Raw genomic sequence first — 19881 nt, 5'->3', positions numbered from 1 at the left:
ACCCTGCCCCCGCCCGACCTCGCGCCCTACCTCGACGGCCCCTACGGCCGCGGCAGCCGGGGCGACCGCATCGACCCGGCCACGCTGGTCACGCCCTTCGAGACGGCCGCGCGTGGCTGGCGTGCCGAGGTGCTGCAGGCCGGCCCGGCCGACTGGCCCGCGGCGGTGCGCGCCGCACTCGATGCCCGCGGCCTCACCCGCGTGGCCATCGGCGCGGCCAGCCCGCTGCAGCCCGGGCTCGACCAGGCGCTGGACGGCCTGCAGGTCAAGCGCTTCGAGCAGCCGATCGACACCTGGAAGACCGAGCTGTTCGACACCATCGACGCCGGCATCACCAGCGCCGAGGCCGGCATCGCCGACACCGGCACGCTGGTGCTGCGGCCCGGCGCGCACGAGCCGCGCACGCTGTCGCTGGTGCCGCCGGTGCACATCGCCGTGCTGCGGGCCAGCCGCCTGTACGCCGGGCTGCCGGCGGCGCTGTATGCGCTGCGCGTGGCCGACGACCTGCCGACCAATCTGCTGCTGGTCACCGGCCCGTCGAAGACCGCCGACATCCAGCAGGTGCTGGCCTACGGCGCGCACGGCCCGAAGGAACTGATCATCGTGCTGGTGCTCGACACCGCCAACCCCGAAGGGACGCAGCCATGAACCAGTCCACCGCATCGGCCGCCGCCGGCGCCACCGTTGCGCCATTGCACTTCGTCGACCCGCGGCACTTCAAGGCCAACACGCAGGAGGCGGTGGACGACGCCCACCTGCGCCGCAGCTTCCGCAGCGCGATGGACTTCCTGCAGACCAAGCGCGCCGCCCACTTCGGCGGCACCAGCGCGCAGCTGCCGCACTTCGAGGCGCTGCGCGGCGTCGGCGAGGCGGTGCGGCAGTACAGCCTGTCGAAGCTGCCCGACCTGCTCGAGCAGTTGGAGGCGCAGCTCACCGAGCGCGGCGTGCAGGTGCACTGGGCGGCCACGCCGGCCGACGCCAACGCCATCTTCCTGGCGCTGGCGCGCGAGCATGGCGCCACCGGCATGATCAAGGGCAAGTCGATGGTCAGCGAGGAGATCGAGCTGAACCACCGCATGGCCGAGCACGGCATCGACTGCCTCGAATCCGACATGGGCGAGTACATCGTGCAGCTGGCCGACGAGCGGCCCAGCCACATCATCATGCCGGCGATCCACAAGACCAAGCAGCAGATCGCCGAGCTGTTCGCGCAGCACATCCCCGACACGCCCTACACCGAGGACGTCGATGCGCTCATCGCCATCGGCCGCAAGGTGCTGCGAAACCAGTTCCGCGACGCGGCCATCGGCGTCTCGGGCGTCAACTTCATGGTCGCCGAGACCGGCACGCTGGTGCTGGTGGAAAACGAAGGCAACGGCCGCATGTGCACCACCGTGCCCAAGGTGCACATCGCCATCACCGGCATCGAGAAGGTGGTGGAACGCTTCGAGCACGTGCTGCCGCTGTTCGGCCTGCTCACCCGGTCGGCCACCGGCCAGGCGGTGACCACCTACCTCAACGTCATCAGCGGGCCGCGCCGCCCCGGCGAACTCGACGGCCCCGAGCAGATGCACCTGATCCTGCTGGACAACGGCCGCAGCCAGGCCTACCGCGACGCCGATTTCCGCCCCACGCTGCAGTGCATCCGCTGCGGCGCGTGCATGAACCACTGCCCCGTGTACGCGCGCATCGGCGGCCTGGCCTACGGCACCACCTACCCGGGGCCCATCGGCTCGATCATCTCGCCGCACCTGCTGGGCCTGGAGCCCACGCAGGACCTGCCCACCGCCAGCAGCCTGTGCGGTGCCTGCGCCGAGGTGTGCCCGGTGGGCATCCCGATCCCCGAGCTGCTGATGCAGCTGCGCCATGCGGCCAAGCACGACGCCGCCCCCGGCCGCGCGCCGCTGGGCGGCCAGGCCAGCGCCAAGGACTGGCGCGAGGCCCTGGCCTGGAAGGCCTGGGCCTGGCTCAACGAGCGCCCCGCCCTGTACCGCGTGGCCATGCGCATCGGCCACCGCCTGCGCTGGCTCACGCCGCACTGGCAAGGTGGCTGGACGGCCCACCGCACGCCGATGCGGCTGGCGCCCCGGGGGCTGCGCGAGCGCCTGTGAGCTGCGGGGGCGGCAGCGCGGCTTTGGGGTCCAATGGGGGCCGACCGCCGAGACAGGAGCCCTGCATGACCCGACCCCTCTTCACCCGCCGCCACGCCCTGCTCGCCGGCGTCGCCTCGCTGCACTGGCCGGCCCTGGCGGCCGAGCTGGGCGGCGGCAAGCCGATCTCGCTCGTGGTGTCCTACCCCGCGGGCGGCGGTGCCGACGTGATGGCGCGCCTGATCGCCCCGCGGCTGGCCGACGCGCTGGGCCAGCCGGTGGTGGTGGAGAACAAGCCCGGCGCCAGCGGCACCATCGCCGCGGCGCAGGTGGCGCGCGCCGCGCCCGACGGCACCACGCTGCTGCTCGACGCCTCGTCCTTCGCCGTCAACCCGGCGCTGTTCGCCAAGCTGCCCTACGACCCCGACACCGCCTTCACGCCGCTGGCGGTGCTGGCGCAGTTTCCGAACGTGCTGGTCTGCACGCCCAGCTTCGAGGCCCGCAGCGTGGCCGACGTGCTGCGCCTGGCCCGCGCCAGGCCCAAGGCGCTGGCCTATGCGTCGTCGGGCAACGGCTCGGCCCAGCACCTAGCCGGCGCACTGTTCGAGCAGCTGGCCAAGGTGGAACTCACCCATGTGCCCTACCGCGGCGGCGGCCCGGCCATGACCGACGTGATGGGCGGCCAGGTGCCGCTGTTCTTCGCCAACGTGGCCTCGTCGCTGGGCCACATCCAGTCGGGACGGCTGCGCGCGCTGGCGGTGACGGCCCCGGTGCGCTGCCGCGCGCTGGCCGACGTGCCGACCATGGCCGAGGCCGGCGTCAAGGGCCACGAGGTGCTGGAATGGAACCCCGTGCTGGGCCCGGCCGGCCTGCCCGCGGCGGTGCGCGACACGCTGGTGGCCGCCCTGCGCCGCGCGATGGCCGACCCCGAGGTGCTGGGCCGCGTGCGCGCGCTGGGCGGCGACGTGTTCGACGGTGACGCGGCGCGCTTCCTCAAGGCGCAGCAGGTGCTGTGGGGCCGCGTCGTCAAGGAGCGGGGCATCACCCGTGACTGACCTGGCCCAGGGCTGGGACGCGCACGTCCACGTCTTCGACGCCGACGCGCCGGCCCGGGCCGGCCACTACCGCCCGGCGCACCGGCCGCTGGCCGAGATCGAGGCCACCGCGGCCGCGCTGGGCGTGCACCACCTGGTGCTGGTGCAGCCCAGCGTCTACGGCACCGACAACGGCGTGCTGCTGCGCGCGCTGGCCGCCGAGCCCGGCCGCCACCGCGGCGTGGTGGTGATCGACGACGCCATCGGCGACGACGCGCTCGACACGATGCACGCCGCCGGCGTGCGCGGCGCGCGGTTGAACCTGGTGTCGCCGGTGGGCGAGGACACCGACCCGGCGCGGCGCTTCGCCACCCTGGCGCCGCGGCTTCGGGCGCGCGGCTGGCACCTGCAGTGGTACGTGGCGCCGCAGCAGCTGCCGCAGGTGGCGGCGCTGCACCAGGGCAGCGGCGTGACCTGCGTGCTCGACCACCTGGCGGGCATGCGCGCCAAACTCGATGCCGACGACCCGGCGTGGGCCGCCCTGCACTCGCTGGCCGCGCAAGGTGCCTGGGTCAAGCTCTCCGGCTGGTACCGGCTGGGAGCCGTTGCGCCCTACGCGGAACTCCTGCCCCTGGTGCGGCGGGTGGCCGCGCTGTTCGGCGAGCGCCTGGTGTGGGGCTCCGACTGGCCGCACACCGCCTTCGCACCCACCGCCCTGCCGCCCTATGCCAGCACCTGGCAACCGGTGGTCGACGCCCTGGGCCTCAGCGCCGCAGAGGCGCTGCGACGGGGACCGCCCGCGATCTATCGCTGACCCCCGTGCGAGGCGCGGCGGATCTTTTTCGCCGGCCCGTGATCCGTTTTTCGCCACCAGTGCGTCTGTACCTGCAGAAGCCGGGCGAGGTGCCCGCTTCACCCTCCCGCGGCGCCCAACGGGCCCGCACCGCACCCTCCAGGAGAAACGCACCATGGCCAGCATCGTCAACCCCCTCGTCACCGTCGCCAACTCGTCCGGCAACAGCCGCAACGTCACCGTCACCGGCACGCTCAACTTCGATGCCAGCGACGTGGGCCGCACCTACAAGCTGGAGATCGGCGTCTACGGCGACGACAGCGCCTCGGACAACCGCCCGTCCGACGACTCGTCGGCCGACGACCTGATCTACACCTTCAAGTGGACCGCCATCCCCTTCCCGCGCCCCTACAAGAACATCACCGTGCTGGTCGCGGGCAACGTGGCGATCAACGAGACGCGCTCGATCAGCAACGACACGCTCGACGAGGACAAGGGCATCGTCATCCTCGGCAAGCCGGCCCCGCAGTCGCCCGTGCCCTTCCCGCGCAGCGACGAGATCTACGCCAAGGTGACGCTGGGCTCGGCCTCGATCTCAAAGAACACGCCGCCCCTGCAGGTGGGCATCGGCGTCTGACCGGCGGGCCGCAGCAACCAGCGGCCAGCCCCGGGGCGCTTTCCCCGGGGTGATGGAACCGCCGGCTCGGGCCTACGACCCGGCCTGCTTCGCCTTGACCCCGATCTTGTCCGGGCCGGGGCACTTCGGCCAGGTCGGCACCTTGACGCCCGAGGTGGCACCGCACTCCTCACCTGGGGCGGAGCCACTGCTCTTGGGCTTGACCTTCACGTTGGCCTTGGAGGCTGTCACCTTGGCCTGGCCGGCCGACGCGGCCGCGGCAGGTTGAGCCTGGGTCGGCGCAGGCTGCGCGGCCACGGCAGCCACCGGCAGCGTGGCAAGGCCCAGGGCCGCCAGCAGCGCCACCGTGGCGGCGCACCGGGGGCCGCTCGACAGGCGGGACGGTCGGGTCATCGGGCACAGGTCGAATCGCATCGTCGTTCCTCCAGCGGCCCCTGCGGGTCGCGTCAATAGGCCAACAGGGCCAACAGCTCGGCCCGCCAGTCTGACACCATCGGCCGCCCTTGCGCCAACGGGGCGTTCACCCGCTGCTGCAGCGCCTGCAGCGGCGCCAGGTTGGGCCGCGGCCCCAGGGCCTTGGCCAGCGCCGCCAGCTCCGTGTGCATCGCCTCGCGCGCGGCGCCGACGGCAGGCTCGTCGGCGCCGGCCGACACCCAGGCCGCGTGCAGCGCCAGCGCGCGCGCCACGTGGCGGTCGGGGTGGCCGTCGGGCAGCAGGGCCTGCGCGATGCGCGCGGCCTCGTCGGCATCGGCCCGGGCCGCGGCCGCGTCCGTGGTCGCGTCGCGGGCCAGCGCGCGCAGCGCCAGCGTCGGCCACAGGTCGGTGTCGGCATCCTGGTACAGCGCGCGCTGCGCGGCCAGCGTGCGGTCCAGCACCTGCCGCGCGCCGGCCGGATCGCCCTGGCGCAGCAGGGCCTCGCCCTGCAGCATGCGGGCGCGCTCGGCCAGCGGTTTCATCGCGTCGCCGCCGGCGTCCAGTTCGGCCAGGCTGGCTTCGATCATCGGCAATGCCTGCGCCACCTGCCCGCGCCGCAGCGTGTGGCGGGCCATCAGCACCTGGATCACCAGGCGGCCGTAGTCGTTGCCGGCCTCGCGCGCGTGGCGCAGCGCCAGCGCCGCCACGTCGTCGCTGCGGGCGTGCTGGCCGCTGCGGAACAGCGCCTGCGCCAGCCACAGCCGCGCCACGGTGGTGTGGGTGATGTCGGCCTCGCCCCACACCTCGGCGGACAGCGCCACCGCCGGCGGCAGCCGCTCGGCCGCCTCGCGAAAACGCCCGCGCTCCACCAGCAGCGTGGCCGCCGACAGCTGGGCGCGCGCCGCCACCGCGCCGCGCGGCGCCGGGGCCAGCTGCGCCAGCTCGGTGTACAGGCGCGTGGCCTCGTCCCAGCGGCCGCGCTGGCGCAGCAGCTCGGCCAGCTCGTCCAGGGCCAGCAGCCGCGTCGCATGGCGCTCGCCCCAGCGGCTGCGGGCCTCGGCCTCGACACCACGCAGCGCGGCCTCGGCGTCCTCCAGCTTGCCTTCGGCGCGGGCCAGCGTGCCCAGGCGCAGGCGGGCCATCGCGGCCTCTTCGGTATCGTCCGCGCCGACGCGCGCGGCGGTGGCCAGCAGCTCGTCGTAGTGCTGCCGCGCGCTGGCGTGGTCGGCCAGCTGCGCGGCGAAGAAGCCCAGCTCGAGCAGCACGCGCAGGTAGTCGCGCGTGCCGGTGCGGCCGGTGGCCCGCAGCTGGTCGCGCCGCACCGTCAGTGCGCGCTGCGCGGTGGGCACGTCGCCGGCGGCGCTCAGCATCATGCCCAACGACCACGACACCTGCGAGCGCAGTTCGGCGTCGCCCTCCAGGCCGCGCTCCACCTCGGTCCAGCCGCGGTGCAGCAGCTCGCGCACGCTGATCTGCGCGCGGCCGGCCTCCTCGGGCTGGATCTGCGTGAACAGCCGCGTCAGCACGTCCACCACCGCCTGCGTGCGGCGGGCCTCGTGCAGCGCGCTGCGCCATTGCCAGGTGGCAGCCGCCGCGCCCAGCGCCAGCGCAGCCAGCACCGCCGCGGTGGCGGCCACCGGCACGCGGTTGCGCCGCGCGAACTTCCAGGCGCGGTAGGCCAGGCGGTCGGGCTGCGCGCTCACCGGCTCGTCGTGCAGGTGGCGCAGAAGGTCATCCCGCAGCGCGGCGACGGTGGGGTAGCGCTCGTCCGGCGCCTTCTGCAGCACCTTGGCGACGATGCATTCGAGGTCGCCGCGCAGCGCCTGCGCCAGCCCGTCGGGCGTGCTGCCGCGGCGCTCGGCGGCCAGCTGGCGACCCTCGGCATCGAGGGCCGCCAGGGCCTGCTGCAGCGACAGCGGCGGCTCGTCCACCACCGCCCGCGTCAGGCGCGCGATGCTGCCGGCCCCGGCCGCGTAGGGCCGCGCGCCGGTGAGCAGGCCGAACAGCATCACGCCCAGCGCGTACACGTCGGTGGCGGTGCTCACCGGGCGGCCGTCCAGTTGCTCGGGCGCGGCGTACTCGGGCGTCAGGCCGGCCGGCGCCTCGCGCGTGAGCTCGCTGGCACCGGTGCTGCCGGTGGCCTCCGAGGCGTCGGCATCCACCAGCTTGGCGACGCCGAAGTCCAGCAGCTTGGGCTGGCCGTCGTCGGTGACCAGCACGTTGGCGGGCTTCAGGTCGCGGTGCACCACCAGATGGCTGTGCGCGAAGGCCACCGCCTCGCACACCTGCGCGAACAGCGCCAGCCGCGCCGGCAGCGCCAGCCGGCGTTCGTCGCACCACAGGTCGATGCGCTCGCCCCTCACCAGTTCGAGCACCAGGTAGCGGTGCCCCGCTGGCGCGCGCCCGGCGTCCAGAAGGCGGGCGATGTGCGGGTGGCTCAGCCGCGCCAGGAAATCGCCCTCGCGCGCAAAGCGGGCGTCGTCGTGCGCACGGCTGCGGCCGGCCTGCAACAGCTTCACCGCGGCCTGGCCCTCGTACAGGCCATCGGCGCGGTGCGCGCGCCACACCTCGCCCATGCCGCCGATGCCGATCTGCTCGTCCAGGCACCAGGGGCCCAGCCGCACGCCGGCCCAGGACTCGGTGCCAGGCGACGCGGTCGGGCCGTGGGCCGTCGTCGTCATCGGCAGGCCCGCGCCATCGAGGAAGCCCGCTGCCTCGGCCGCCGCGTCGGCGTCGATCATCGCCTTCAGCCGCGCGTGCAGCCCGGGCTGCACGGCCTGCAGTTCGGCCAGCAGGGCTGCGCGGCCGGCGTCGTCGGCATCGGCCCAGCGGTCGAACAGCGCCAGCACCTCGCGCCGCGCCTGGGTCGTGCCGCCCGCAACGGCCGGCGCGCCCACGGGGCTGGGGGGGCGCTCGGCCAAGGCGATCAGCCGCTCAGGAAGTCGTAGAGAAAGGCGCGCGCGCGGCGCCAGTCGCGTTTCAGCGTGGGCACCGACACGCCCATCACCTCGGCGATCTCCTCCAGCGTCATGCCGCCGAAGTAGCGCATCTCCACCATCTGGTGCGCCCGCGGGTCGGCGCGCTCCAGTGCGGCCAGCGCCTCGTCGATTTCCAGCGCGCCGGCCTGCGCCGGCAGCGCGTCGAGCGCCGCGGTGCTGAGCGTCACCGCCTGCAGACCGCCACCGCGCTTGTCGGCCGCGCGCTCGCGCACGTGGTCGACGATCACGCTGCGCATCACCGCGCTGGCGTAGCCGAAGAACTGGCCGCGGCTGCCCGGTGGCACCGCGCCCTCGCAGCGCAGCCAGGCGTCGTGCACGATGGCCGACGGGTCCAGCGTCATCGGCCCAGAGCGCGCCAGGTGGCTGCGCGCCAGGCGCTTCAGCTCGGGGTAGAGCAGCGCGTACAGCCGGTCGCGGGCACCGGCCTCGTTGGCGCGGCACTGGGACAGCAGCAGTGTGATCTCGCTCATCGGGGCTCCCGCATCACCTCATGAGTCAACGAAGGGCCGCTCCCGGGTGGACTCAACCCCCTCGGGGGGCGGCGGCGCGGATTTCGCCGCGTGGGGGCGCGCTGTCATCGACGGGTTCGGCGCGGATTCTAGGAGTGCGGCCCGTGCCTTTGCAGTCGCAGGTGATCCGTTCTGTCGCCGCATCGCGTCTTTACCAGTGCAAGGGTCGCACGACGCGCCCCGACGCGACAGGGCCGCCCACCCGGCCGACCCTGCCACCGCCCACCCCACAGGAGCCATCGCCATGAAGATCAAGGGTCAACTTCGCCGCATCACCGACATCGCCGCCTTCGCTGCCAGCTGGCAGGCCACCGGCGGCAAGCCCACCGCGGGCCACGCCGCCTGGGGCAAGGCCCGCGTGCACCTGGCCACCGACGTGCCCACGGGCCAGTTCGAGGGCGGCTTCGTGCCGCCCATGTCGCTGAAGGCCGACACCGACAGCGCCGGCCGCTTCGGCTTCGAGGTGCCCGACGGCTTCAAGCCCTTCCGCGGGCAGGTCGTGGCCTTCCAGCTGGACAGCGTGCCCTCGCCCTTCCCCGGCCTGCCGCCGCTGCCGGTGCTGTCGCCGCTGTACCGCTGCGCGCCCTTCAAGTTCAGCGACGTGTCGGTGGCCGAACAGCAGGAACGGCAGATGGTGTACATCTTCCCGACCAGCCTGGGCCCCGCCGACGGCATCTCGCAGGCCGAACTCGACGACGAACTGGGTGCGCTGCGCAAGAGCCTGAAGCTCGACAAGCTGCGCGCCACCATCACCTCCAGCGCCGTCGACGTGCGCGCCGAGAAGGACGGCGGCGACGTGCGTTTCAAGGCCCATGTGCGCGGCTCCACCAGCGCCGACCTCGGCCGCCTCATCGAGGCCAAGGCCGGCGAGATCGACATCGACCTGCCCGGCCCGGACTTCATCGTCGGCCTGTGCGTCAGCAAGGACGACATCGAGGCCGGCATCCGCAAGGGCATGGCCAAGCTGTCGAAGAAGGTCAGCCAGCGGCTGATCGCCGACGCCGAGCAGCGCCTCGGCCCGCTGGCGTCGCTGGTGACGCTGTCGGTGCGGCGCAGCCGCCATGTGCAGACCGGCGTGCGCGTCATCCACCTGCCGGGCGGCCTGCCCGACCAGCAGGTGCCGGTGTTCACCATCGTGGGCGACCCCGCCATCGGCCTGCCGCGCAAGCTGTATTGACGCCGCCGCGCCGGCGGGGCGCGCAAACCCATCCAGAATGGGCCCCACGCTGCCCCGCCGCCGATGCTGCACATCCATTTCGCCAACCGCTTCGAGACCCTGGCCCAGGGGCTGGTGCAGCGCCTGGGCGAGCCCAGCGGCTCGGTCTTCGTGCCCGACGAGGTGATCGTGCCCAGCGCCGCGGTGGAGCGCTGGGTGACGCTGGCGCTGGCGCGCCGCCACGGCATCTGCGCCAACGTGCGCTTCTCGTACCTGGCGCAGTGGCTGTGGTCGCAGATGGGCCGCGTGGTGCCCGGCGTGCCCAGCCTGCCGGCCGAATCGCCCTGGACGCCGTCGCAGCTCACCTGGCGGGTGTTCGACGCACTGGCCGATGCCGACTGGGTGGCCACGCACCCGCGCCTGGCGTCTTACCTGGCGCAGGCCGACGCGACGATGCGGCACGACCTGGCCGGCCGCGTCGCGCGGCTCTTCGACCAGTACCTCACCTACCGGCCCGAGTGGATGGAGGCCTGGCGCGACGGCCCGGCCGCCACCCCGCCCGTCGCCGATGCGGGATGGACCGCCGCGGCCGCCCACCCCGACGGCGCCTGGCAGGCGTCGCTGTGGCGTCGCCTGGCGGCCGAGGCGCCGGCCGGCGGCGCGTCGCCCACGGCGGCCTTCCTCGACGCGCTGCGGCGTGAGGGCCCGGCGCTGGTGGCCTCGGGCCGCCTGCCGGCGCGGGCCGAAGTGTTCTGCCTGCCGACCCTGCCGCCGGTGCACCTGGGCCTGCTGCAGGCGCTGGGCGGCTGCATGGACCTGCACGTGCATGCGCTGAACCCCTGCGGCGAGTACTGGTTCGAGGTAATTGACCGCCGCCGCCTGGCCTGGCTGGCCGCGCGCGGCCAGGCCGACCTGCACGAGGAGGGCCAGCGCCTGCTCGCCGCCTGGGGCCAGCAGACGCAGTCGCAGCTGGCCGGCCTGGTGGACGCGGTGGGCGACGGCGTCGTCGACGACGCTCACTTTGAACGCCATCCCGGCGACACCCTGCTGGCCCGGCTGCACAACGCCGTGCTCGAGCTCACCGAGCTGGCCCCCGGCTCGGTGGCGCTGGCCGACGGCGACCGCAGCATCGAGGTGCACCAATGCCACTCGCTCACGCGCGAGCTGGAGGTGCTGCACGACCGGCTGCTCGGCCTGCTGGCCGGCCCCCGGCCGCCGGCGCCGTCGGACATCCTGGTGGTGCTGCCCGACCTCGAGGCCGCTGCGCCGCTGATCGACGCGGTGTTCGGCACGACGCCGCCCGAGCGCACCCTGCCCTACACCGTCACCGGCCTGGGCCGCAGCGGCGTCAACGGCCTGGCCCGCGCCTACCTGATGCTGCTGGCGCTGCCGCCTTCGCGCTTCGCGGCCAGCGCGGTGTTCGGGCTGATGCAGCAGCCGCCGGTGGCGCGCCGCCTGGGGCTGGATGCGGCCGACCTGGACGCGCTGCACGGCGCGCTGCTGGACGCCGGCGTGCACTGGGGCCTGGACGCCGAGCACCGCGCCAGCCTGGGCCTGCCCGCCACCGCGCGGCACACGCTGGCCGACGGGCTGGACCGGCTGTTCCTGGGCCACGCGCTGCCCGCCGACATCGCCGAGCCCTTCGGTGGCCGCCTGCCCAGCGGCGCGATGGAAGGCTCGCAGGCGCTGCGACTGGGCGTGCTCGACGGCTTCGTCGACGACCTGGCCAAGCTGCGCCGCCGCACCGCGGTACCGCTGCCGCCGCACGACTGGCCGCCGTTGCTGGCGGCCGCGCTGGACGGGTTCATCGCCGCCGACGACGGCGAGCAGGAAGACCTGCGCGAGCTGCGCGAAGCCATCGCCACGCTGGGCCGGCAGTTCACCGACAGCGGCCTGCGCGCCGCGCTGCCGCTGGACGTGGTGCGCCAGGCGCTGGAGGCGCTGCTGGACGACCCGGCGCGCGGCGGCGTGCCGTCGGGCGCGATCACCTTCTCGTCGATGAGCAGCCTACGCCACCTGCCCTACCGCGTGGTCTGCGTGCTGGGCCTGGACGACGGCGCCTTCCCCAGCGCCACGCGGTCACCCGAGTTCGACCTGATGGCCGCCCACGCCCGCCGCGGCGACCGCCAGCGCCGGCTGGACGAGCGCAACCTGTTCCTCGACCTGCTGCTGGCCGCGCGCGAGCACCTGCACCTCAGCCACGTCGGCCGCAGCGTGCGCGACAACTCGGCGCTGCCGCCGTCGGTGCTGGTGGCCGACCTGCTGGACACGCTGGTGCCGGCGATCACCGACCACCCGGCCGATCCTGCGTCACTCGCCCGTGCCCGCGCACGGCTGGTGGTGGCGCACCCGCTGCAGGCCTTTGCCGAGGCGCCGTTCCGCAGCGACAGTGCGCTGCCGCTGCGCAGCCACCATGCCGAGTACGCGCAGGCGCTGCGCGGCCGCGCGGCGATGGCGGCCGAGGTGCCGGGCGGGCCGTTGCCGGCGGCGTCCGGCACCGACAGCGACGAGGACGTCGACGCGGCCGTCGACAGTGACGAGGCCGACACCGAGCTCGACGACGAGCCCTGGCCCGACGGCGCGGCGCCGATGTTCGCCGCGCCGCTGCCCGAGCCCGGCGACGAACACCGCACTCTCACCCTGGCGCAACTGCAGACCTTCTTTGGCCACCCCTGCCGCACGCTGCTGCGCCGCCGCCTGGGCCTGGACCTGCCGCGCCCCGACGACGAACTGCAGGACGACGAGGCGGCCGTGGCCGGCTGGCCGCAGCGCAGCGCGCTGGCCGCGCGGCTGCTGCCCGCGCTGCTGGCCGGTGCCGACCCGGCGCAGGCGCAGCGCCTGGCCCTGGCCGGCACCGAGGCCCCCGAAGGCGCGCTGGGGGCGATGTGGCTGACCCGCGAAGTGAGCGCCCTGCAGGCCTTCGCCGAGCGGGTGCGTGCCCACACGCGGGTGCCGGTGCTGCCGCCACAATCGCTGACGCTCGACCTGCCAGTGGACGGCCAGACCTGGCGCCTGCACGCCGCCTTCGGCGGCCTGCGCCCCGGTGGCGTGGTGCGCTGGCGCTATGCCGAGCCGTCGCCGCGCGACCGCCTGGACGCCTGGCTCGAACACCTGATGCTGTGCGCGCTGCAGCCCGCCGGTGTCGAGCCCGTCACCACCTGGCTGACGCGCGACGACGAGATCCGCTTCGGCCCCTGCCACGAACCGCGCGAGGCACTGCAAGACCTGCTGCGGCTGGTCGGCCACGGCCTGCGCGAACCGCTGTACTTCTTCCCGCGCACGTCCTGGGCCTTCGTCGACGGCGGCGACAGCCTGGCCAAGGCGCGCACGGCCTGGGAGGGCGGCCTGACCACCGCGTGGTCCGACCACGCCGACCCCGCCGTGCGGCTGGCGCTGCGCGGCCTGCCCGGCCCGCTGGACGACGAGCGCGTGGAGGTGTTCCGCGACTGCGCGCACCGGGTGTTCGGGCCGATGCTGATGTGCGTGATGCCGGACGACACCGCATGAGCCCGCCGGGCCGCCCCAAGGGCGAATACCGGAGTGCGAAGCACGAAGGTACTCCAGTGACCATCGTGCAGCGGCTCGACGTCCACACCGTGCCGCTGGCCGGCGTGCAGCTCATCGAGGCCTCGGCCGGCACGGGCAAGACCTGGGCGATCTGCGGCCTGTACCTGCGGCTGCTGCTGGAGCGGCAGCTCGAGGTGCAGCAGATCCTGGTCGTCACCTTCACCAAGGCCGCGACGGCCGAACTGCGCGAGCGCATCCGCCAGCGCATCGCCGAGGCGCTGGCCCATGTGCAGGGCAGCGCGCCGCCGGGCGGCGACGGCTTCGTGCGCGACCTGATCGCGCGGCTGCGCGATGCGGGCCGCGAAGAGGACACCCTGCAGCGCCAGCTCGACCTGGCGCTGCAGCGCTTCGACGAGGCGGCCATCTTCACGATCCACGGCTTCTGCCACCGCGCCCTGCTCGACACGCCGTTCACGACGCAGCAGCCCTTCGAACTGGACGCGCTCACCGACGACCGCGAGCTGGTGCAGCAGGTGGCCTTCGACTTCTGGCGCCGCCACGTGGCGGCCGAGGGCGTGGACCCCACGCTGATCGCCGCGCTGGACGCCAAGGGCGACACGCCCGAGCGGCTGGCCGAGTTGCTGCGCCGGCGCGTCGCCAAGCCGCTGGCCGAGCTGCGCTGGCCGCAGGCGATCGATGCGCCGACCAACGGCGACACGCTGGCCGCCCTGGCCGAGGCGGTGACCACCGCAGGTGCCCTGTGGCATGCGGCGCGCAGCGACATCCTCGGCCTCATCCCCATCGGCAAGGGCCCGCTCAACGCCAGCAGCTACAAGGACACCACGGTGGCGCAGGCGGCGGCCGAGTGGGATGCCTGGCTGCAGGATGGACGCGCCGAATCGGTGCTGGCACCGCCAGCCGGCGGCGAGAAGGACGCCAAGGTCCGCCTGCTCGGGACGGCGGCGCTGGTCAAGGCCACGAACAAGGGCAAGACCACCCCCACCCACCCCTTCTTCACCGCCGCCCAGCAGGTGCTCGACGCGCGCAGCGCCGTGCTGGCCGGCCAGCGCCTGGCCCGGCTGCGCCTGCTGCGCCGCCTGCTCACCGACGGCCCCGAGGCCCTGCGCGAGGCCAAGCGCGCGCGCCACGTGGTGGCCTACGACGACCTGTTGTCGCACCTGCACCAGCGACTGCAGCCCGGCGCCTCGCCCGGCCTGGCCGAGGCGCTGCGCACGCGCTACCCCGTGGCGCTGATCGACGAGTTCCAGGACACCGACCCGCTGCAGTTCGACATCTTCCTCACGCTGCACGGCCAGGGCCACGGCACGCTGTTCCTCGTCGGCGACCCCAAGCAGGCGATCTACCGCTTCCGCAATGCCGACCTGCACACCTACCTGGGCGCGCGCCAGCATACCCAGGGCGAGCACACGCTGGCCGACAACCAGCGCTCGTCGCAGGGCCTGATCGATGCGCAGAACGCGCTGTTCGGCGGCCACCCGGCGGCCTTCATGCTGCCCGGGCTGGACTACCGGCCGGTGGGGCTGGGGGCCAAGCCGCGCAAGGCCTTCGTCGACACCACCCCATCGGCGCTGGCCACCGCACCGCTGGACGTGTGGCTGCTGCCCCGCGAACGCAGCGGCCACCTGCCGCTGTACAAGGACGCCGCGGTGCAGGCCGCCATCGACGCCACCGCCGCCGAGATCGCGCGGCTGATCGGCGCCGGCCGCCGCGGCGAGATCACGATCGGCGGCCAGCCCCTGGGCGCCGGCGACATCGCCGTGCTGGTGCGCACGCGGCGCCAGGGCAGCCAGGTGCGCCAGGCGCTGGCCGCGCTGGGCGTGGGCAGCATCGAGCTCAGCCAGGCCAGCGTCTACCAAAGCCCCGATGCCGAAGAACTGGAGCGGCTGCTGCTGGCCGTGCTGCAGCCCTCGCGCGAACGCCTGCTGAAGGCCGCGCTGGCCACGCAACTGCTGGGGCAGGACGCCGCCGCCATCGACGCACTGGCCGGCGACGAGCCCACCCTGCTGGGCTGGGTGCAGCGCTTCTCGGCCTGGCGCGAAACCTGGCTGCGGCGCGGCCCGGGCCTGATGCTGCGCCAGATGATGGCGGCCGAGCGCGTGGCCGAACGACTGCTGCGCCGCCCCGACGGCGAACGCCGGCTGACCAACCTGCTGCACCTGGTGGAATGCCTGCACCAGGCCGCCGCCGAGCACCCCACGCCCGATGCGCTGCTGCGCTGGCTGGCCGGCCAGCGGCAAGACCCGACGCTGGGCGACGAGGCCACCCAGCTGCGGCTGGAATCCGACCAGCACCTGGTGCAGATCGTCACCATCCACAAGTCGAAGGGCCTGGAGTACGGCGTGGTCTTCTGCCCGGTGCTGTGGGACGGGCACCTGCGGCCACAGAACGCGACCGACGGCGTCGAATACCACGACGCCGACGGCCGCACGGTGATCGACTTCCGCAAGGGCTTCGACGGCGAGTACGACGACGCGGTCGTCAAGCAGGGCATCAAGCTCGAAGACGCGGCCGAGACGCTGCGGCTGGTCTACGTGGCGCTGACGCGCGCGGTGCACCGCGGCTGCGTGGTGGCCGGCGCCTACCGCACCCGCACGTCCAAGGGCGGCGGCAGCGCCAAGCAGGCCGGCCGCGCCGTGCTGAACTGGCTGGTGGCCGGCCAGGGCCGGACGCCCGACGCCTGGTTGCAGGACAAGGACGGCGCCACGCCCGAGGCCATCGATGCCGCGTGGCAGGCCCTGGCCGCGCGCGCCGCGCCGGGCGCCATCGCCGTGCGGGCCTTGCCGCGCACCGTGGGCACGCGCCTGGCGCCGGAGGCATCGGCCGCCGACCCGCTGGCCGCGCTGCCGCCGCCGGCCCCCCTGCCCGGCGCCTGGCGCATCGGCAGCTACAGCGCGCTGGTGCACGGTGCGCGCCACGAGCAGGCGGCCGTGGACCACGACGCGCGCGCCGAGGCGCCGGTGCCCGACGACGCCGCCGAGCCCGCCGAGCCCGCGCCGCTGGCCGACGACGACATCCTGCGCTTTCCGCGCGGCGCGGCGGCCGGCGAATGCCTGCACGCCGTCTTCGAGCATGCCGACTTCGCGCGACCCGAGGGCTGGCCCGGCGCCATCGCCCAGGCCCTGCAGGCCCATGGCGCGGCGCTGCCGCCGGTGGCCGACGCGGCCGAGGGCGCCCTGCGGCAGCGCATGGTGGCTCGCATGCTGGCCGACGTGCTGGCCACCGAGCTGCCGGTGGGCACCGCGCGGCCGCTGGTGCTGGCCGGCGTGACGCCGGCGCGGCGCCTGAACGAGCTGGCCTTTCACCTGCCCGCGCCGCAGCTGGAGCCCGAGGCGCTGAACCGCTGGCTGGCCGCCCAGGGGCTGCCCACGCCGCGGCTGGGCTTTGCGCCCTTGCGAGGTTTCCTGAAGGGCTACATCGACCTGGTGCTCGAGCACGACGGCCGCTGCTTCGTCGTCGACTGGAAGTCCAACCACCTGGGCCGCACCGCCGCCGAGCACGGCCCCGCCGCCGTGGGCGCGGCGATGGCCTCGCACGGCTACCACCTGCAGGCGCTGCTGTACGCGCTGGCGCTGCAGCGCCACCTGCGCCAGCGCCTGGCGGGCTACGACCACGACCGGCACTTCGGCGGCGTGCTGTACCTGTTCGTGCGCGGCGTGCGGCCGGCCTGGCGGCTGGCCGGCGGCGCCCCCGCCGGCGTGCACTTCCACCGCCCCGACGAGGCCACGCTGCAGCAGCTGGCCGACCTGCTGGGCCTGGCCGAATCGATGCCATGACCGACCCCAAGGCCCCGTCCCCCGAGCAACGCCTAGCCAACGGCCTAGCCCGCCGCATCGAGCGCTGGTCGCAGGAGGCCGGCGCACCGGCGGACGTCGCCCGGAAGACCGCCGAGGCCGCGCGGCGGCTGGGCTTGGCCACCGCCGAGGGCCATGTGTGCCTGTCGCTGGACGACCTGAGCGCCCCCAATGACATGGGCGACCCTGCCGACGACGACAGCGGCCCGCCCGCCGACAGTGCCGCGTGGCGACGGGCGCTGCTGGCCTCGGGCGTCGTCGGCACGCCGAGCGCCCGCGGCGCGATGCCGCTGATCCTGGACGACGACGACCGTCTCTACCTGCACCGCGATTTCGACCACGAGCGCCGGCTGGCCCAGCGCCTGATCGACGCGTCCAATGCGCCGCCCGCCGACATCGACGACGACACGCGCGCGCTGCTGCGCACGCTGTTTGCCGCCAACGCCGCGGGCGCCGCCGCCGGCCAGACCGACTGGCAGATGGTGGCCGCCGCGCTGGCGCTGCGCCAGCGGCTCACGGTGATCAGTGGCGGCCCCGGCACCGGCAAGACCACCACCGTGGTCAACCTGCTGGCCTGCCTGGTGGCACAGGACGCGCAGTGCCGCATCGCGCTGGCCGCCCCCACCGGCAAGGCCGCCGCGCGCATGACCGAGGCGCTGCGCAGCCGCGCCGCGCACCTGCCGCGGCACCTGGCCGAGCGGCTGCCCACCGAGGCCTTCACCGTGCACCGGTTGCTGGGCGTGCGCGGCGAAGGCCACGGCTTCACCCACCACGCCGGCCACCCGCTGGCCATCGACGCGCTGGTGGTGGACGAGGCCTCGATGCTCGACCTGGCGCTGGCCCGCCGCCTGCTGGACGCCGTGCCGCCCGGCGCGCGCATCGTGCTGCTGGGCGACAAGGACCAGCTCGCGTCGGTGGAATCGGGCGCCGTGTTCTCCGAACTGTGCGCCGACCCCACGCTGAGCCCGGCCTGCGCGCGCGACATCGCCGCCTGGTGCGGCCTGCCGCCCGGCCAGCCCGCGCCGCCACCGCCCGCGCAGCCCAGCGCGCTGCGCGACAGCGTGGTCTGGTTCACCCGCAACTTCCGCTTCGCGGCCGATTCCGGCATCGCCCGGCTGGCCGCGCTGGTCAACGCCGGGCGTGCCGACGAGGCGCTGGCGGCACTGCGGCAGCACGGGGACGACGCGGTGGTGCGCTGGCTGGACGACGACGGCGGCCAAGCGGCCAACGCCCCCCACCCCGCCACGGCGACCGCCGCGCTGGACCCCTTGCTGATCGCGGGCTATGCCGGGCACCTGGCCGCGGTGCACGACACGCCGCACGACCCCGACGCGGTGACGCGCGCCTTCAATCGCTTCCGCGTGCTGTGCGCGGTGCGCGAGGGCCGGCGCGGCGTGATCGCCGTCAACGAGCGGCTGACCCGCCACGCCCGCCAGTCGCTGGCCGGCACGCCGCTGGCGCAGGGGCTGGACGAGCGCTCGCCCTGGTTTGCCGGCCGCCCGGTGATGGTGCTGCGCAACGACCCGGTGCTGCGCCTGTTCAACGGCGATATCGGCATCGCGCTGCCCGACCCGGCGTCGGGCGAACTGATGGTGCACTTCGCCGACGGCGCCAGCGGCTTCCGCGCCATCGCCCCGGTGCGCCTGCCGGAACACCAGACCGCCTTCGCGATGACGGTGCACAAGGCGCAGGGGTCGGAGTTCGATGCCGTGGCCGTGCTGCTGCCCGAGCGGCGCAGTCGGGTGCTGACGCGCGAACTGCTCTACACCGCGGTGACGCGGGCTCGCGAGCGGGTGACGCTGTGCGGCAGTGCCGACGTGCTGCAGCAGGCAATCCGCAGTGCGACGCGGCGGGATACGGGGTTGATCGCGCGGCTGGGGAAGGCGGAGGTTGCCGCCAGGCCCGATCTGGGCTGAGGCCGCCAAGATCGACGCGTGCTCCAGGCAGTCGAAGCGTGGGCGACCTTGTGGAATCGAGGCAACGCAGCCCTTGCGTTGAATGCCGCATCCACGGGCTGCAATGGCCTCAAGGGGCCACGACGACGAGCCGAGGGAAGTAGCTTCTGTACGGCGCCGGATCGCGGGTGAGCACACTCAGGTTTGCGGCGGCGGCATGGGCGCCAATGTAGAAGCCGGGAATCGGCTTCTGCCTGGCACCGCCGCGGCTGCGGTAGGTGGCAAACGCCGATGCAGTCAACGATGCGCAAGCCCACGGGAGCGGACTGCGCAGTGTGTCGTAGACGTCGAGAAGCGCATCCAGCGCATCGATGTCGGGCCCGGGAACCAACAGTTCCGTGTAGAGGATCTGATTGACGTGAAGCGGGGCGCGCTCGCTCAGGCGTTGCAGCTATTCGACGGCCCACTCGTTCCACGGACTGGTCTCGTCGATGCAGTCGACCCAGACGTTTGTGTCGACCAGAGTTCCTGCGCTGCCATCGCAGTTGCTGAGGCTAGCGACGGCCATGGCGCTTGGCAGCCGGGGCGGCAGCATCGCCGCGCAGAAAATCCATGATCTCGTCGGCACCGAACTGCCTGAACTCAGGCTTCAGGCTGCCCCTGACACGCGCCGCCGCGGCACGCAGCATCGCGCGCCGGTCCTGCTTCACCGATGTAGCCACCGGTGTGATGACGATCCTGCTGCCCTCCAGGCTGAAGGAGACCTCGCTGCCAGGCGCAACACCGGCCGCATCACGGATGTGCTTGGGGATCGTGACCTGGCCCTTCTCCGTCACATGCATGTGGCCTCCAATGAGCAGAAATTGAAGTACGAATTCAAAGTAGGACTCCTGCAGCCGGCGCAGACCGCCGGCAATGGGCTCATCGGCCTCTGTCCGCTGACCCACAACCACAACGCAGCGATGCAGCTCGCCGACTGATCGATGCCCACGACGCCAGGCACTGGCAGAAGGCTCAACCGCCACCCTGGCGCGG

At 74.0% G+C, this 19881-nt stretch carries 14 protein-coding genes; 9 read left to right on the top strand and 5 right to left on the bottom strand.

The window, feature by feature from the left end; genetic code table 11:
• The 5 genes from EOINJALH_RS18265 to EOINJALH_RS18245 all read left to right on the top strand — a co-directional run.
• Nucleotides 1-648, top strand: a 648-nt coding sequence (locus tag EOINJALH_RS18265) for a lactate utilization protein C (protein WP_144290082.1), incomplete at its 5' end; no start/stop codon positions are given.
• Nucleotides 645-2111, top strand: coding sequence for a LutB/LldF family L-lactate oxidation iron-sulfur protein (locus EOINJALH_RS18260; RefSeq protein ID WP_088282668.1), 1467 nt, complete (start codon nucleotides 645-647; stop codon nucleotides 2109-2111). The genes EOINJALH_RS18265 and EOINJALH_RS18260, both read left to right, overlap by 4 nt.
• A 65-nt stretch (nucleotides 2112-2176) precedes the next feature.
• Nucleotides 2177-3145: a tripartite tricarboxylate transporter substrate binding protein gene (locus tag EOINJALH_RS18255; RefSeq protein WP_088282666.1), complete on the top strand. Its 969-nt coding sequence runs from the start codon at nucleotides 2177-2179 to the stop codon at nucleotides 3143-3145.
• Nucleotides 3138-3938 carry an amidohydrolase gene (locus tag EOINJALH_RS18250; protein ID WP_088282664.1) on the top strand — a complete coding sequence of 267 codons (801 nt, stop codon included), beginning with the start codon at nucleotides 3138-3140 and terminating at the stop codon, nucleotides 3936-3938. The genes EOINJALH_RS18255 and EOINJALH_RS18250 overlap by 8 nt, the downstream gene beginning before the upstream one ends.
• Nucleotides 3939-4092: 154 nt before the next feature.
• Nucleotides 4093-4554, top strand: a complete 462-nt coding sequence (locus EOINJALH_RS18245) for a hypothetical protein (protein ID WP_088282662.1) — start codon at nucleotides 4093-4095, stop codon at nucleotides 4552-4554.
• A gap of 72 nt (nucleotides 4555-4626) precedes the next feature.
• Here EOINJALH_RS18245 and EOINJALH_RS18240 read toward each other — a convergent pair whose 3' ends face one another.
• The 3 genes from EOINJALH_RS18240 to EOINJALH_RS18230 are packed head-to-tail and all read right to left on the bottom strand — an operon-like array spanning nucleotide 4627 to nucleotide 8437.
• Nucleotides 4627-4968 carry a hypothetical protein gene (locus EOINJALH_RS18240; RefSeq protein ID WP_088282660.1) on the bottom strand — a complete coding sequence of 114 codons (342 nt, stop codon included), beginning with the start codon at nucleotides 4966-4968 and terminating at the stop codon, nucleotides 4627-4629.
• A 32-nt stretch (nucleotides 4969-5000) separates the two neighbouring features.
• The gene (locus EOINJALH_RS18235; protein WP_144290081.1) at nucleotides 5001-7889 is read right to left on the bottom strand and encodes a serine/threonine-protein kinase; all 2889 of its coding nucleotides are present in this window, start codon (nucleotides 7887-7889) and stop codon (nucleotides 5001-5003) included.
• A gap of 5 nt (nucleotides 7890-7894) precedes the next feature.
• Nucleotides 7895-8437: an ECF-type sigma factor gene (locus EOINJALH_RS18230; RefSeq protein ID WP_088282656.1), complete on the bottom strand. Its 543-nt coding sequence runs from the start codon at nucleotides 8435-8437 to the stop codon at nucleotides 7895-7897.
• A 283-nt stretch (nucleotides 8438-8720) separates the two neighbouring features.
• On the opposite strand from EOINJALH_RS18230, the gene EOINJALH_RS18225 reads away from it, so the two are divergent.
• The 4 genes from EOINJALH_RS18225 (at nucleotide 8721) to recD (ending at nucleotide 18867) form a co-directional block, all read left to right on the top strand.
• Nucleotides 8721-9653, top strand: a complete 933-nt coding sequence (locus tag EOINJALH_RS18225) for a hypothetical protein (RefSeq protein WP_088282654.1) — start codon at nucleotides 8721-8723, stop codon at nucleotides 9651-9653.
• 63 nt (nucleotides 9654-9716) lie between these two features.
• A complete protein-coding gene (gene recC / locus EOINJALH_RS18220) occupies nucleotides 9717-13139 on the top strand; it encodes an exodeoxyribonuclease V subunit gamma (RefSeq protein ID WP_088282652.1) in 3423 nt (1140 codons plus the stop codon).
• Between the two features lie 56 nt (nucleotides 13140-13195).
• Nucleotides 13196-16933 (top strand): exodeoxyribonuclease V subunit beta, encoded by a 3738-nt coding sequence (gene recB / locus EOINJALH_RS18215; RefSeq protein ID WP_088282650.1) that lies wholly within the window; start codon nucleotides 13196-13198, stop codon nucleotides 16931-16933.
• The gene (gene recD / locus EOINJALH_RS18210; protein ID WP_088282648.1) at nucleotides 16930-18867 is read left to right on the top strand and encodes an exodeoxyribonuclease V subunit alpha; all 1938 of its coding nucleotides are present in this window, start codon (nucleotides 16930-16932) and stop codon (nucleotides 18865-18867) included. Before recB ends, recD begins: the two co-directional genes overlap by 4 nt.
• A 109-nt stretch (nucleotides 18868-18976) precedes the next feature.
• Here the strand turns inward: recD and EOINJALH_RS32230 are convergent, their stop codons facing one another.
• Both EOINJALH_RS32230 and EOINJALH_RS33520 read right to left on the bottom strand, forming a co-directional pair.
• The gene (locus EOINJALH_RS32230; RefSeq protein ID WP_199873415.1) at nucleotides 18977-19237 is read right to left on the bottom strand and encodes a type II toxin-antitoxin system VapC family toxin; all 261 of its coding nucleotides are present in this window, start codon (nucleotides 19235-19237) and stop codon (nucleotides 18977-18979) included.
• A gap of 163 nt (nucleotides 19238-19400) precedes the next feature.
• On the bottom strand, nucleotides 19401-19688 hold the full coding sequence (locus EOINJALH_RS33520; RefSeq protein WP_088282646.1) for an AbrB/MazE/SpoVT family DNA-binding domain-containing protein: 288 nt from the start codon (nucleotides 19686-19688) through the stop codon (nucleotides 19401-19403).
• Nucleotides 19689-19881 lie beyond the last annotated feature (193 nt).

The organism is Ideonella sp. A 288, assembly GCF_002198735.1.
In the GTDB taxonomy this organism is placed as follows: domain Bacteria; phylum Pseudomonadota; class Gammaproteobacteria; order Burkholderiales; family Burkholderiaceae_C; genus Pseudaquabacterium.
This window is presented reverse-complemented; position numbering and strand designations above follow the sequence as displayed.

Bases quoted from the DNA above. Each gene is read 5' to 3' on its own strand.
- EOINJALH_RS18260 (WP_088282668.1), top strand. From the start codon at position 645: ATGAACCAGTCCACCGCATCGGCCGCCGCCGGCGCCACCGTTGCGCCA.
- EOINJALH_RS18255 (WP_088282666.1), top strand. From the start codon at position 2,177: ATGACCCGACCCCTCTTCACCCGCCGCCACGCCCTGCTCGCCGGCGTC.
- EOINJALH_RS18245 (WP_088282662.1), top strand. From the start codon at position 4,093: ATGGCCAGCATCGTCAACCCCCTCGTCACCGTCGCCAACTCGTCCGGC.
- EOINJALH_RS18240 (WP_088282660.1), bottom strand. From the start codon at position 4,968: ATGCGATTCGACCTGTGCCCGATGACCCGACCGTCCCGCCTGTCGAGC.
- EOINJALH_RS18230 (WP_088282656.1), bottom strand. From the start codon at position 8,437: ATGAGCGAGATCACACTGCTGCTGTCCCAGTGCCGCGCCAACGAGGCC.
- EOINJALH_RS18225 (WP_088282654.1), top strand. From the start codon at position 8,721: ATGAAGATCAAGGGTCAACTTCGCCGCATCACCGACATCGCCGCCTTC.
- recC (WP_088282652.1), top strand. From the start codon at position 9,717: ATGCTGCACATCCATTTCGCCAACCGCTTCGAGACCCTGGCCCAGGGG.
- recD (WP_088282648.1), top strand. From the start codon at position 16,930: ATGACCGACCCCAAGGCCCCGTCCCCCGAGCAACGCCTAGCCAACGGC.
- EOINJALH_RS33520 (WP_088282646.1), bottom strand. From the start codon at position 19,688: ATGCATGTGACGGAGAAGGGCCAGGTCACGATCCCCAAGCACATCCGT.